Raw genomic sequence first — 13,927 nt, forward strand, 5'->3', positions numbered from 1 at the left:
ACTAGCCGGTGCCACGCTGTTCATTGACGGCGTAAATGGCATATCGAAGGAAGTCAGTCATCTCCGTTACGGCAAAGAGTCGCACTCTGAAGGAATTTTTGCAGATGGGGTAATAGAGGCTGCGCAGTTCATGGGATTCAGCCCGAATACAGGAATGGCACTTTACAATGCGGCTACACTGAGCGCCAGCGTTTACAGTGTTTTTGGTCTGGCAAGAAAACCCGGCGCGTGGCATCTGTTCCGGTGGTTGCCCCGTGATTATTACCGGAAAGTTGACACCATGAGCAGACCAAAATTAACGATGAAAATCGTGGACTATGGCGTCAAAGCGAAAGTAGTTTTTGACCTTCTCACGACCGATCAGCAGAGTCGCTAATTTCTGTTCGCTCTCTGGTATCGCCAGGACTTATAAGACAACACAGGCGGTTGTACAAAAATGGCAACCGCACAACCGCAGAGCAGCGCAATTCCGCCGGAAAAAACGATCTCGCTGGAGCCAGCAAAGAGCAAAAAAATAAAGATAGCAAGACAACACAGCACAACGGTCAGCGCTATTGTGAAGCGTCTGGACAGATCCTGAATGGCATCCCCCAGGGAACCGCCATAACTTTCCAGGTTGTTTTTGACTTTTCGCAGGTCTGCGGAGCTAAAGCCTGAGCGCAGCAGGGCATCTTCACTTACTATCATTGCTTTTCATCCTTAAAATGCTCCAGGGAACACCACAAGATATAACAAAAAGTGGTCCGGTTATCGATCCCGGTTTTCCCCACATTGACCCGACTACTATTAGATGTCATACGTGAGATTCCCCTACAAATTATTGATAATATTACACCTAAGTCATCGCACAGCCAGGAAGGAATTTGTCATGTGTTCCAGCTTTTTCGGGTTTTACGGCGTATCAAAACAGACCGTAGCTAACGTTTTCATCTCTGCCAACACAATATACGTTTTTGATGCCAACATCCTCCTGACCCTTATTAGTAGTAAATCCTGATAAGATTTGTAGCCCTGTCAAAAATAGGTGTGTACGGCCAAATCCGCCCTCCCTACCGCATCCTTTCACTGGCAAGATGATAAACATCGCTGCGCTCGCGTTTACCCACAGCAACAACGGCAATCACCAGCTGGTCGTCTATTACCTGATAAACCAGGCGAAACCCGGACGCTCTGAGTTTGATTTTATAGCAGTCTTTAATCCCACGTAGTCTGGCAGAAGGAATATGGGGATTATCACAACATTTCTTCAGTTTTTTGGCAAACTGCTGCTGGAGAGATTTGTCCAGCTTCTGCCACTCTTTAAAAGCCTCTTCCCTGAATTTGACGGTATAACTCACAAAAGCGCATCCAAATCGACATCAAGCAGACGCTGGCCGCTGCGTTCACTGACCAGCTTAACCAGTTCCTGATCGTCAAGGGCATCAAGCATTTGTTCATAAAGCTCAGCCGGGACGCAATAGAATGCAGGCTGGTTGCGGTTAAGAATGGCGACAGGATAACCGTCACCTGCACTAACCGTGGCCATCGGGTTTTTCTTCAGTTCGCTTACGCTGGCACTGGTATCGCTTAAAATAATGTTTGGCATAGAGCCTCCAGGACTGCTTAACAGGTCTTTATAGTAGCAGCCTGAAGACCTGATAACCAGTCTCTTTCAATAGATACAAATGGCTATGTTTGATGAACTGCAAAAGCTGAATGAGCTATTTGAAATGCCGGAAGATGGGATTATTTTTCATTTCTCTTTTTCGCGCCGACAGGAACAGGATCGTCAGTTGCAGCATCCTGAATAATCAGCGCGTTGCTCTTCTTATCTAAGGTCTTGAGAAGCGGCTGCAATTCTCTGAGCATAAGGTCCAGACGCTGCATATCCCCCGTCAATTTTTGATATACGGGCGATCCAGGCTGAATACCTTTTATGCTGCGGCTGAGCTGTTGCAGGCTTTGCTGCATATCCTCAGACAGTGTTTTCATTGCAGGGCTGCTGATAAATCCATCAATATGCCTGAGCGATTTTTGTATTTCTGTCATGGTGCGCTGACTTTGTTTTAGCGTACCGGTCGCAACTGAAATCAGTGGCCGAAGCGGAAGGCTGTTCATCTTATCCACTATAGCCATAATCTTTTGCTGTATCTGGTTTAAACCACCAGGCGTTGTGGGGATGACTTTGTAACCCGCGACGATATCCGGTCCTTTGTCTGGTTCAACATTTGCATAATAGTCTAAGTCGATAAACAGCGAACCAGAAAGCAGACTGCCTGTTTTCAGCGAGCCTCTTAACCCCTGTTTTTTACCCAGCTGTAACTTTTTCTCCAGGTCAAAGTCTTGCCTCATACCGCTCATGAATCTCTGGGGTTCAATGTGAATCAGTACGGGAACCTGATAATGGCTGCGAAAATTCTGGGTTATCTCTGGCGAGTTAAAAGCAACCTGAGCAACCGTCCCCAGGCGTATTCCACGAAACTCGACAGGCGCGCCTGCCTGAAGTCCGCGAACAGAATCGGAAAAGAACATCACGAAGTCGAGGTGTTCGGTATAACGAGAATTCGCGATGCTTCGCAGATCGTCATAAAGAGTATAAGTTGCTACGCCCTTAACCTGCTGGCTCAGGGCCACGCCTTCAGGCAGGTCAAAACTGACCCCGCCACTTAATAATGTGGTGATGGAGCCCATCTCCACGCGCATCCCGGATGAGGATAAATCCACAGCAATCCCACTATTCTTCCAGAAACGAACGTTTGAGGTGACAAGCTGATCAAAGGGCGAAGCGATAAAAACCTGATAACGCATCATCCTTTTTTCCATATCAAACCGGCTGTTCTCGACTGACCCGACACGCAGGCCGCGAAACAGTACCGGGTAGCCCGGCATGAGTTGCCCCGCTTCACGACTATTAAGCGTGATTCTGATCCCGTTTGCATTCGGTGAGGCCTGGGGAGGCGCATCTGACAGCCGATAGCGTTCCGGCGCTGGCCCCGGAGAACCTGGCTGTAAGGCTATATAGGCGCCTGAGAACAAGGTACTTAAGCCCGTTATCCCCTCGAATCCAATTTCAGGCCTGACCACCCAAAAAGCGCTATTGCCGTTCAATAGTTTTTGCATACCAGTGTGCATGCGAACCTTGATCTCGACGTGCTTAAGATCGTCAGTAAGCTCGGTACTTTCAACGACACCCACATCAATGTTGCGGTTTTTTATTACGGTTTTACCTGCCTTAATCCCCTGTGCGTTTTCGGTCATCAGAATCACCAGAGGTCCCTGCTGGCTTTTATGGTAATACAATAAAAAGGCACCGATGAGCAGCGTGACAAAGGGAATGATCCAGACAGAAGACCATCTTTTGTTGGGGTTTACATGAGCACTATCAGGCTTATCCGACAAAGTATGGACTCGTGTATGAACAGAGTAACCTGAACTTTTCAGGGCGTTCTGTTGAAGAAGGATTCGATCTCAGGGCTATGTATTCGCTGGTCTTTCCTGAGGCCATGATAGTTAATCTCATCATTAAGCGTTAAATTTCAATAAGTCAGGATCATAAAATCTACTATCAAACGGAGATCTATTATTTTCCAGTAAATAATGGATCGGATAATTCGCAACAACGTCGGGACAGGATAGTTAATAAGTATAAAGATATTTTTTTAAATAAAGCTTTAGAAATACAAATCTGTGATCAACGTGTCATGTTATTTTAATAAAATCAAATCAATCAGTTACCAATATCATGGAGGTTAACGACTCAAAATAAAGAGGAATAATCCTGCGTTTAAAGTGTAATAAATCCACTAAAATCATCACCAATGAACAGTATTGCCCAACTACGTCCTCGCTGAAGTGCCTCAAATCCCTGAGCGCTGCATGACTTTCTGGTATTGCGTCTGTCAACAAGGTGTGTCAGGTTAACTCTTTTACGAATAGAAACATTCTTGCAGACGTTCTAATTTCACTTCGCATTCCAATTTAGCAGAGGCACCTATGTTCCTTAACTATTTTGCTTTGGGTATGCTGATCTTCGTTTTCATAATTATTTTTTATGGAATTATCGTTCTTCATGATATTCCCTATTTAATCGCAAAGTCCCGTAATCATCCTCATGCCGATGCAATTCACGTCGCAGGTTGGGTAAGTTTGTTTACACTGCATGTCATATGGCCTTTCCTGTGGATCTGGGCCACTCTTTATCGTCCGGATCGTGGTTGGGGTATGCAGAACCAGTACACTTCATTACTGGAACTGCAGCAGCGCGTAGCAGAACTGGAGCGTTTACAGGCTGATTCGAAACCGCTGCGACCGGAGCGATGATATGGATCTGCTCATTATTTTAAGCTACGTTGCGATAGCCTGGGCTGTTTTTAAAATATTTCGCATACCCGTCAATAAATGGACAGTGCCAACAGCGGCCCTCGGTGGCGTTTTTCTGGTCAGTGCGCTAATTCTGCTAATGAATTATAACCATCCCTATACGTCACTGGCACAAAAAGCGGTTGTCGCGATTCCTGTTACTCCACAAGTGACCGGCGTCGTAAATGAAGTTACTGATAAAAAAGAAGTGCTTATTAGAAAGGGAGAAATGCTCTTCACCCTGGATCAGACACGTTATCAGGTCCGCGTCGAAAGATTACAAGCCGACCTGAGCACCGCTATTAACAATATTGAAGCGATGAAAGGACAATTAAGCGAAGCCGTTGCCTACACAACCCATGTATCTGCTGAGCGGGATAGATTATTTCTGGACTATCAACGCTATCTCAAAGGCAGTAAGGCGAAAGTCAATCCATTCTCCGAACGTGACATTGATAATGCCAGGCAGGCATTTCTGGCGCAGGATGCCCTGGTAAAAGGTTCTCTGGCGGAACAGGAGCAGCTCAGAAGCCAGTTGACCAGTGTATCAGGAGGAGAACAATCCCAGATAGCCAGTCTGCGCGCGCAATTAGCAGAAGCCCGGTATAACCTGGATCAGACGGTTGTTCGCGCACCCAGTGATGGTTATGTCACTCAGGTCTTAATCCGTCCCGGAAGCTACGCAGCCGCCCTGCCGCTGCGCCCGGTCATGATATTCATTCCTGTACAAAAACGTCAGATCATTGCTCAGTTCAGACAAAATTCCCTGCTTCGCCTCACGGCGGGAGATGAAGCAGAGGTCGTTTTTAATGCCCTTCCGGGACAGGTATTCTCAGGAAAACTGCTCAGAGTTTTGCCAGTGGTTCCTGGCGGAGCTTATCAGGCACAGGGAACGGTGCAATCACTGAGCCTTGCTTCAGGTTCTGACGGCGTATTAGCCATAATTGAATTAAACCCAAATCAGGACGTTGATGCATTGCCAGACGGCATATTTGCTCAGGTTGCGGTCTATTCTGACCACTTCACGCATGTTTCGGTCATGCGTAAAATTTTGCTGAGAATGACCAGCTGGGTGCATTACCTCTACCTGGATCACTGATGATGATAAATATATCCTTAACTTTCCATCGATTAACCGTTTGCCCCCTTTCAGAAGAAGTTAATCAGAACAGTTATGAGCGGCCTGACTTTGTAATAAGCCCTGATTTGAAATTACCCTGAAAACACGATGGGTGGTTAATTAAATTACTGATCGGTTATCACAAAACAGGATCGTAAATAAGCTTTTGAAATAGCTGTTTGCATTGAATATGCTATGTTTTAAATGTAGTTACGAATGCTAATCGTCTTTTATAACATTCCGAGGATACGCATATGAAAAAATTAATTTTTGGTGTGGTTATTTGCTCTTTATCGTTTGGCTCATTTGCTGCCGAAATGATGTCAAAGAATGATTTTATGAAAGTGAAGGATCAGTATGAAAAGATAGGCGATATCTCAACATCAGGTGAGACCAGCCCTTCAGATGCAAAAGCGGAGCTATCAGAAATGGCCGATAAAAAAGGCGGCGATGTGTTCGTGCTGACCTCAGCCAATACGAATAACAAAATTAAAGGTACCGCTGATGTATACAAGAAAAAATAGCGAAGTAACGAAGCTATCTGTCTGAAATACAGACTGAAATAGATGATTTTTTTCGGAGCCTCAGGAAATATGTTCTTAATACAGGTTAATCGATGCCCTTTACTAACGTAAAGGGCATCTTTCTTACAGCACCATCAGGACTTTAAACCGTTTTCAGCGAGGATGAGCTGAACGTCGGTGACAGGACCTTATCTGCCCAGGCTGATGCGCGGATAACACGTCACGCTAATCCGCCTGCACTTACATTAACTCCAGGCGATGGCGTTATCAGCCGTCAGGCGAAGGTTCCCCTAATCAGCCGCCGCCCGCCTCCCCCTATTTCTTATCCAGCGACCAGGTTGCACTGCGGATATCGACCTTCACTGGTAACAGACCAATCTGGGTAAACTTATCGGCCAGAGCCTGCTGCTGCGTGAAGACTTCAGGTGTCATCCGCTCAGCCCCGAACGGCATCCTTGCCAGCGCCCGTTGCCAGATTGGCTGCGGCAGACCGGTTGAGGTGGACATGATTTTTGCCGCCTCTTCCTGATGTTGATTGGCCCAGGTACTTAGCGACCCAAGCTCATCCACCACCTGGCTGGCGATTTGCGGCCAGGTTTCCGCAAACTTACGGCTGGCAAGATAGAAGGTGTAGTGTGGCACCAGGCCTTCGGCATTTTTAATCAGCCGCGCGTGGGCGTTGGTTTCAACTTCTGCGTAGTAAGGATCCCAGATTACCCAGGCATCCACCGCACCGCGCTGGAAAGCGGCACGCGCATCGGCGGGTGGCAGATATACCGGTGTAATGTCTTTATAGCTCAGCCCCGCCTGTTCCAGCGCAGTGACCAGCAGATAGTTAACGTCAGAGCCTTTATTCAGCGCCACGCGTTTGCCTTTGAGATCCGCCACGCTTTTAATGGGGGAGTCGGCGGGCACCACAATCGCCTCAGTTTTGGGGTTGGCGGGAGAATGTGCCAGATAAACCAGATCGGCCTGTGCGGCCTGAGCAAAAGTCGGTGGCGCGTCGCCGGTTGCGGCCAGATCGATACTGCCGATGTTCAGGCCTTCCAGCATCTGCGGCCCGGCCGGGAACTCAATCCAGTGAACCGCAATCCCCTGTTTTTTAAATTCCTGATCCAGCGTGCCGCGATATTTCAACAGGGCAAAGATATTGGCTTTCTGAAAACCAATGTTAACTGTTTCGGGCTTCTCTGCTGCAGCCTGGGTGTTGAACGCTAATCCCGCCTGGGCGGCAATAATCATTGCGCTAAGCAAAACTCTTTTCATCTCTCATTCCTGAGTCTGGTTGTTGTCAGCGCAACATAACAAACGCAGGTTGAAGCGCTTAGCGATCAAATGTTCGATGCTTAGCGAAAAAAACGCTATGGATGCCAGACCGACTCACGTACCCGAATGGCGCGACTCAATAGCCCCAGTGCATAGAAGCGGTCAGCGATGGTCTGCTGTTCCCGAATGATGGCTAAGTTCATGCGCTGGGTCTGGTGGCTGCGCCGCGCTAAGGCATGCATCAGTGAAGGCGCTGATATCCCGAGTTCGGTGGAGAGCAACGCAGCGGCTTCAGCACGGTGTGCATCGATGTAGCGGCCAGTCTGCTCCAGCGCGGTGAGCAGAACCTGCAGCAGATCGCCCGACTGCGCGGCGAACCCGCGTTCGGCAAGGTAAAACTGATGATTATTGACCCGGCCGGTGCCATCAGCGATCACCCTGAACTGTCCGCTGTTCTCTGCATCGCTGAGCAGCGGATCCCACATCATCCAGGCATCCACTGCGTTGAGATCGCTGGGCGTCAGCGGATATTTGGGCGGTGCATAGACGATGCGCACATCATCCAGCCCTAAACCCGCTTCATCCAGAATCTGCAGCAGCAGATAGTGAACGTTGGAACCACGATTTACGGCGATGCGTTTTCCTCTGAGATCGCCAATCTGCTGAACCGGGCTGCTGTTCGGTACCAGCAGTGCCACGCTCTGCGGCGCGGCGGGTTCCCAGGCCACATAAACCATCGGGCTGTTGCTGGCCTGCGCAAACAAGGGGGGAACTTCACCGGTCGTGCCGAAATCGATCTCCTGTTGGCTCAGCGCATGCAGAAGCTGCGGACCCGCAGGAAACTCACTCCACAGCACGCTGACGCCTCTATCGGCCAGCTGCTGTTCCAGTGACTGGCGCGCTTTCAGGATGCCGAGGTTGCCAAATTTCTGATAACCGATGCGCAGTTCCCGCTCCCGTTCGGGCTGCTGATTCAGAGAAGTGTCGCGCTGACGCAGTGAAGTGCGGCGCGGTTTAATCACTCCCAGATGGCCCAGTTGGGTGCGCAGCGTATGACGACTGATGCCAAGCAGCGCGGCGGCCTGCAGTTGATTGCCTTGGGTGAGTTCCAGCGCATTCTTTATCAGCGCCTCAATCACCCGGGGATAGAGCGGTGTTTCGCTCTGCTGCATCTGCTGCCGTAAAAACTGATCCAGCGCCTCCTCTCCCGGTGGTAACTCGCTACCCGTGAGGTTATTCAGCCGGAGCTGCTGCGGCGTGACCAGCGAGGTTTTGCTGAGCAGGACGGCATTATGCAGGGTGTTCTCCAGCTCGCGGATGTTGCCCGGCCAGCTGTAGTCCATCAGCGTGGCGACAGCATCTTCACTGAGACGTAACTGAGGTCGGCCCAGACGGCGCGCATAGAGCTGCAGGAAGTGAGTGGCCAGCACCGGGATATCTTCGCATCGCTGGCGCAGCGGCGGCAGCGTGACGCTGGCCACATTCAGCCGGTAGTAAAGGTCTTCCCGGAAGCGCCGTTCACGAATCGCCACCGCCAGGTCGCGGTTGGTGGCCGCAATGACCCGCACATTGACCTTTACAGCCCGGGAGGAACCCACACGGGTAATCTCGCGTTCCTGCAGCACGCGCAGCAGCTTCACCTGCAGCGACGCACTCAGTTCACCGACTTCATCCAGCAGCAGCGTCCCGCCCTCTGCCGCCTCAAACCAGCCGCGATGCCGATCCTGTGCGCCGGTAAATGCCCCTTTCTCATGACCAAAGAGCTCCGACTCCGCCAGACTCTCAGTGAGGGCACCGCAGTTGACCGCCAGAAATGGCTGTCTGCTGCGGGCGCTGTGATGATGCAGATAGCGCGCCATCACCTCTTTGCCGGTGCCGGTTTCACCAATGATCAGCACCGTCGCGTCGGTAGGCGCAAGCTGATCCAGCACGCTTTTAAAGGCGCGCGATGCGGGGTCAATCAACTCAGGGCTGGTAATTTGCATCTCATTTACCGGGTTAACTGGAAAGCCATGACCATACCGCGTGGCTAACGCGGAAACGAGAGGCTAACCGGACCGGATTGTTGCCAATGCAGCAGGCTGTAACTTTACCTGTCGCAAATGCAGCAATATGCATCAAGCGAAATTATGAATATATCGTTGAATTAATGAGATAAATATTAAGTAGCAGACTGGCACGCATCCTGCTAAAAGCTATATAACTAAAGAATTTATGCCTATGTATTAAATTCAAATATCGTTATAAAGGAATCTGCTAATGAGTCATGCGACACAGGAAAACCTCAACCTCTTCTGGTTTCTGCCCACCCATGGCGATGGGCGCTATCTTGGCACCACCGAAGGCGGCAGAGCAGTCGATTTACCCTATTTACAGCAGGTTGCGCTGGCGGCAGATAATCTGGGCTACTACGGTGTATTAATCCCGACCGGTAAGAGCTGCGAGGATTCCTGGCTGGTCGCCTCTGCACTGGCACCGATCACCAAAAAGCTGCACTATTTAGTAGCCGTACGTCCTGGCCTGCAACCGCCAAGCCTGGCGGCGCGTATGGCGGCTACGCTGGATCGGCTTTCTGGCGGACGGTTATTGATTAACGTGGTCACGGGCGGCGATCCGGTTGAGAACAAAGGTGACGGCATCTTTCTGAGTCATGAAGAGCGCTATCAGGTGACCAGAGAGTTTCTTGAGGTCTACTCCCGCCTGCTGAAAGGCGAGAAGGTCGATTTTTCGGGTGAGCACATCCGCGTGGAAGGCGCTGAGATCCTCTTCCCGCCGGTGCAGGAAAATGGCCCACCGCTCTATTTTGGTGGCTCGTCTGATGCCGCTATCGACGTTGCGGCGAATCAGATCGACACTTATCTGACGTGGGGCGAGCCGGTTGAACAGGTGGCGGAAAAACTGGCGGTGGTTCGTCAGCGGGCGCAGGAGAGTGGTCGTAGCCTCTCCTACGGCATCCGGCTGCATGTCATTGTCCGTGAAACCGAAGAGGAAGCATGGGCGGCTGCGGATCGGCTGATTTCTCATCTGGATGAAGAGACTATTGCCGCCGCGCAGAAGATCTTTGCCCGCATGGACTCAGCCGGACAGGCGCGGATGAGCGCGCTGCATCAGGGCTCGCGAGACAGCCTGCGCATTGGCCCCAATCTCTGGGCAGGCGTCGGCCTGGTGCGCGGCGGTGCCGGTACTGCGCTGGTGGGGAGTCCGCAGCAGGTAGCCGATCGCATCCGGGAGTATCAGGCGCTGGGGATCGAGAACTTTATTTTCTCCGGCTATCCGCACCTTGAAGAGGCGCACCGTTTCGCTGAACTGGTGATGCCGCTGTTACCGCTGGCTGCCAACGCCGAAAAGAAACAGCGCAGCGTGAACACCGGTCCTTTTGGTGAAACCATTGGCGGCGACCGTCGTCCTGATAAACAGGCCAGCGCCAGTTAACAGAAGAGAAGGTTCGCTTATGTCACAGCAGCAGATAGTCATTATCGGTGGTGGTTTTACCGGCACCGCGCTGGCAATCCATCTGGCCCGGGCTGGCCAGGCAGGGTTGCATGTGACGGTGATTGAACCACGAGCGCAGCTTGCTCAGGGTGTGGCATACGGCACCACCGATCCGGCCCACCGCATCAATGTGCCAGCCGCCAGAATGCAGCTTGCTGGGGATGAGGAGGGCATATTTGACCGCGACTATCGCGCATCGCCCGCCTTTCAGGCCGACCCGGACGCGTTGTGGCGTGACGGCAATGTCTACCCGCAACGCGGGGAGTTTAGTCGCTGGGTCAATGCGCAGTTTGTGCATCAGCAGCAGCATTCGCCGGTAAAACTTAGTCATCTGCGTGATAGCGCGGTTGCGCTGCAGCATGGTGTAGTGACCACAGCCTCAGGGCAGAAGATCCGGGCCGATCAGGTGGTGCTGGCCATCAGCCATCCACCGCCGGACCTGCCTGCGCTGCTGAAGCCCTTACAGGGGCATCCGGGGTTGATTGCCAATCCCTGGCAGAATGGCGCGCTGGCACAGGTCGCACCTGACGATCGGGTAGCGATTATCGGTTCAGGGCTGACCATGTCCGATGTGGTGGCATCGCTGCATCGCCAGCAGCATCGCGGAGAGATTACCGCCTTCTCACGCCGTGGACAGCTGCCGCGAGCCAACCTGAGCGGCAGCGATGAGAGCTACACCCTGGATTACAGTCAGCCACAGCCCGCCAGCGCACGTGGCTGGTTACATCGGGTGCGTCAGGAGGTAAAACAGGCAGCCGCGTTAAATCTGCCCTGGCAGCTGGTGCTGGATGATATCCGCCGTAACGGCCAGCGTATCTGGCAGAGCCTTTCACTGCATGAGCAGCAGCGTTTTCTGCACCATCTTCGCCCCTGGTGGGATGTTCACCGCTACCGGATTGCCCCGCAGGTAAGTCAGATTCTCAACCAGCAGCAGGCGAGCGGTCAGTTGTCACTGCTGGCGGCGCGGCTGATGGGCGCGGAAGCGGTGGGAAACAATCTTCAGCTGACGCTGCGCCGGCGTGGAGCGCAATCAGAAATCCGGGTGGTGGAAAAAGTGATTGTCACCACCGGGCCAGCGCACAACGCACTGCTTAAAAGTAACGCGCTGCTGCGCCAGCTCCACGGCGACGGCGTGATTCAGCCCGATCCGCTGGCGCTGGGCATTCAGGTTAACGCGCTGTCACAGACGCTGAATGCGCAGGGTGATGCCAATCCTCATCTCTATGTAGCCGGGCCTGCCGCGCGTGGTCGCTTTGGCGAACTCATGGGATTACCGCAGGTTGCAGAACACGCTGAGTCCGTAGCACGGCAGCTACTCTCCACCACGCCGCTGCCCCTCAGCGAGCGATGTCCCGGCTCACTCATCTACTGAATCACCCTTCCGGAACAATCACTAAAAGGTGGGTGGCAAGCGATTGCCGCATCCGCCCAGGAGTCGCTATGTCATCGCAACGTGAAATTCGCCTGAATGCTTTCGATATGAACTGTGTCGGTCATCAATCGCCCGGCTTATGGGCGCATCCCCGGGATCGTTCCTGGCAGTACAAAGATCTGGAGTACTGGACCGACTTAGCACGCCTGCTGGAGCGCGGCAGGTTTGATGGACTGTTTATTGCTGATGTGCTTGGGGTATACGACGTGCTCAATGGCAATAACCAGGCCGCGATTCGGCACGCCACGCAGGTGCCGGTAAACGATCCGCTGGCGTTAATCACGCCGATGGCGCTGGTGACGGAACATCTGGGCTTTGGCCTGACCGCCTCACTGTCGTTTGAACACCCCTACCCGTTTGCGCGGCGGATCTCGACGCTGGATCATCTGACCAAAGGCCGCATTGGCTGGAATATTGTAACCTCCTATCTGGAAAGCGGTGCGCGTAATATCGGACATCAGGCCCAGACCGACCACGATGCGCGCTACGACTATGCCGATGAATATCTGCAGGTTATCTATAAGCTGCTGGAGGGAAGCTGGGAAGATGGCGCGGTCCTGCGCGATCGTGAACGTCATATTTTCAGTGACCCGAATAAAATCCATCCGATAAATCATCAGGGTAAATTCTTCCAGGTGCCCGGCATCCATCTGTGTGAACCTTCGCCGCAGCGCACGCCGGTACTATATCAGGCAGGCGCCTCCAGCCGCGGTAAAGCGTTTGCGGCGGAGCATGCCGAATGCGTGTTCGTAGCGGCCCCTTCAAAAGTGCTGCTGAAGAAAACCGTGGCGGATATTCGCCGGAGAGCCGCTGAAGCGGGACGCGATCCCCGTTCCATACTGATCTTCAACCTGCAGACAGTCATTGTTGGCGAAACCGACCTGGCGGCGCAGGCCAAATGGCAGGAGTACAAGCGCTATGTCAGTTACGAAGGCGCGCTGGCGCTGATCTCAGGCTGGACCGGCATCGATTTCGGGCAGTATCAGCCGGATCAGGTACTGAAACATCTGCACACCAATGCGATTCAGTCGGCGGTTGAGACATTCTCCACTGCCGATCCCAACCGCCAATGGACGGTGCAGGGCCTGGCAGACTGGGTGGGCATTGGCGGATTTGGTCCGCTGCTGGTGGGCAGCGCTAAAACGGTGGCCGATGAGCTGCAAAGCTGGGTCGAAGAGACAGACGTCGATGGTTTTAACCTCGCCTACGCCGTAACACACGAAACCTTTACTGACGTGGTGGAACTGCTGGTGCCGGAACTGCAAAAGCGTGGCGTCTACAAGCAGGAGTATCAGCCCGGCACGCTGCGTGAAAAGTTATTTGGCAAGGGGCCGCGGCTGGCGTCGCCGCATCCGGGTGCCGGTTATCGCCGGAGTGCGGATCTGGAACAGTGAGCAGCAAGGGTGGAAGTTTCATAACAGAGACGGCTGGCTGCCCGGCATGAATAACCGGCGCATAGCAAGGTGCAAGGAGACAAGAGTACGTCTTGTCGCCGGTTAATGGACAGGCATTACCGGACCGGTCATTGCTGTTAACCGTTGCTAAACAGGTCTGCCATATACTGCTGAAACTTCAACCGTTTCAGCAGTATAAAAAACAACATTTCGCTGAACACTACCGGATGAATTTTAATATTTCATGCGGGGTCTGGCGTGGGTGAAATATAATCCTATCTTATTGAATTAATTATAATAGTTATCTGATTTTGTTGGTTGTTAACTATGCCAGTAATTCATATAAAACCCTCGTTACCTG

General features: G+C 52.2%; 13 protein-coding genes. 7 read left to right on the forward strand and 6 right to left on the reverse strand.

Features of this window, described 5'->3' with window-relative positions:
* Nucleotides 1-376: DUF4225 domain-containing protein (locus PAG01S_RS17920; RefSeq protein WP_155724513.1), on the forward strand; the 376-nt coding region annotated here is incomplete at its 5' end.
* Here the strand turns inward: PAG01S_RS17920 and PAG01S_RS17925 are convergent.
* The 4 genes from PAG01S_RS17925 to pqiB form a co-directional block, all read right to left on the reverse strand.
* Complete coding sequence (locus PAG01S_RS17925) at nucleotides 373-687, reverse strand: hypothetical protein (protein ID WP_062759501.1); 315 nt, start codon at nucleotides 685-687, stop codon at nucleotides 373-375. The two genes, PAG01S_RS17920 and PAG01S_RS17925, sit on opposite strands and share 4 nt — an antisense overlap.
* 362 nt (nucleotides 688-1,049) lie before the next feature.
* Nucleotides 1,050-1,337, reverse strand: a complete 288-nt coding sequence (locus tag PAG01S_RS17930; protein ID WP_010257115.1) for a type II toxin-antitoxin system RelE family toxin — start codon at nucleotides 1,335-1,337, stop codon at nucleotides 1,050-1,052.
* Nucleotides 1,334-1,585 (reverse strand): type II toxin-antitoxin system Phd/YefM family antitoxin, encoded by a 252-nt coding sequence (locus PAG01S_RS17935; protein WP_022624281.1) that lies wholly within the window; start codon nucleotides 1,583-1,585, stop codon nucleotides 1,334-1,336. The genes PAG01S_RS17930 and PAG01S_RS17935 overlap by 4 nt, the downstream gene beginning before the upstream one ends.
* Before the next feature lie 140 nt (nucleotides 1,586-1,725).
* The gene (pqiB, locus tag PAG01S_RS17940) at nucleotides 1,726-3,378 is read right to left on the reverse strand and encodes an intermembrane transport protein PqiB (protein ID WP_062759502.1); all 1,653 of its coding nucleotides are present in this window, start codon (nucleotides 3,376-3,378) and stop codon (nucleotides 1,726-1,728) included.
* Between the two features lie 594 nt (nucleotides 3,379-3,972).
* Between pqiB and PAG01S_RS17945 the strand changes: the two genes are divergently transcribed.
* The 3 genes from PAG01S_RS17945 to yahO all read left to right on the forward strand — a co-directional run bounded on the left by PAG01S_RS17945 (nucleotide 3,973) and on the right by yahO (nucleotide 5,982).
* Nucleotides 3,973-4,299 carry a DUF3302 domain-containing protein gene (locus PAG01S_RS17945; RefSeq protein ID WP_033759973.1) on the forward strand — a complete coding sequence of 109 codons (327 nt, stop codon included), beginning with the start codon at nucleotides 3,973-3,975 and terminating at the stop codon, nucleotides 4,297-4,299.
* Nucleotide 4,300: 1 nt separating this feature from the next.
* On the forward strand, nucleotides 4,301-5,437 hold the full coding sequence (locus PAG01S_RS17950) for an HlyD family secretion protein (RefSeq protein ID WP_062759503.1): 1,137 nt from the start codon (nucleotides 4,301-4,303) through the stop codon (nucleotides 5,435-5,437).
* A 275-nt stretch (nucleotides 5,438-5,712) separates the two neighbouring features.
* A complete protein-coding gene (gene yahO, locus PAG01S_RS17955) occupies nucleotides 5,713-5,982 on the forward strand; it encodes a DUF1471 family periplasmic protein YahO (protein ID WP_010257103.1) in 270 nt (89 codons plus the stop codon).
* A 315-nt stretch (nucleotides 5,983-6,297) separates the two neighbouring features.
* On the opposite strand, the gene PAG01S_RS17960 is transcribed toward yahO, so the two are convergent.
* Nucleotides 6,298-7,224 carry a sulfonate ABC transporter substrate-binding protein gene (locus PAG01S_RS17960; RefSeq protein WP_170933491.1) on the reverse strand — a complete coding sequence of 309 codons (927 nt, stop codon included), beginning with the start codon at nucleotides 7,222-7,224 and terminating at the stop codon, nucleotides 6,298-6,300.
* Nucleotides 7,225-7,343: 119 nt separating this feature from the next.
* Nucleotides 7,344-9,233 carry a sigma-54-dependent Fis family transcriptional regulator gene (locus PAG01S_RS17965; protein ID WP_050680244.1) on the reverse strand — a complete coding sequence of 630 codons (1,890 nt, stop codon included), beginning with the start codon at nucleotides 9,231-9,233 and terminating at the stop codon, nucleotides 7,344-7,346.
* Between the two features lie 274 nt (nucleotides 9,234-9,507).
* Here PAG01S_RS17965 and ssuD point away from each other — a divergent pair, with 274 nt between their 5' ends.
* The 3 genes from ssuD (at nucleotide 9,508) to PAG01S_RS17980 (ending at nucleotide 13,566) form a co-directional block, all read left to right on the forward strand.
* Nucleotides 9,508-10,680 carry an FMNH2-dependent alkanesulfonate monooxygenase gene (ssuD, locus tag PAG01S_RS17970; RefSeq protein WP_062759504.1) on the forward strand — a complete coding sequence of 391 codons (1,173 nt, stop codon included), beginning with the start codon at nucleotides 9,508-9,510 and terminating at the stop codon, nucleotides 10,678-10,680.
* A 19-nt stretch (nucleotides 10,681-10,699) separates the two neighbouring features.
* Complete coding sequence (locus PAG01S_RS17975; protein ID WP_062759505.1) at nucleotides 10,700-12,112, forward strand: FAD/NAD(P)-binding protein; 1,413 nt, start codon at nucleotides 10,700-10,702, stop codon at nucleotides 12,110-12,112.
* A gap of 68 nt (nucleotides 12,113-12,180) precedes the next feature.
* Complete coding sequence (locus PAG01S_RS17980) at nucleotides 12,181-13,566, forward strand: LLM class flavin-dependent oxidoreductase (RefSeq protein WP_062759506.1); 1,386 nt, start codon at nucleotides 12,181-12,183, stop codon at nucleotides 13,564-13,566.
* Nucleotides 13,567-13,927 lie beyond the last annotated feature (361 nt).

Source organism: Pantoea agglomerans NBRC 102470 (genome assembly GCF_001598475.1).
Lineage (GTDB): Bacteria > Pseudomonadota > Gammaproteobacteria > Enterobacterales > Enterobacteriaceae > Pantoea > Pantoea agglomerans.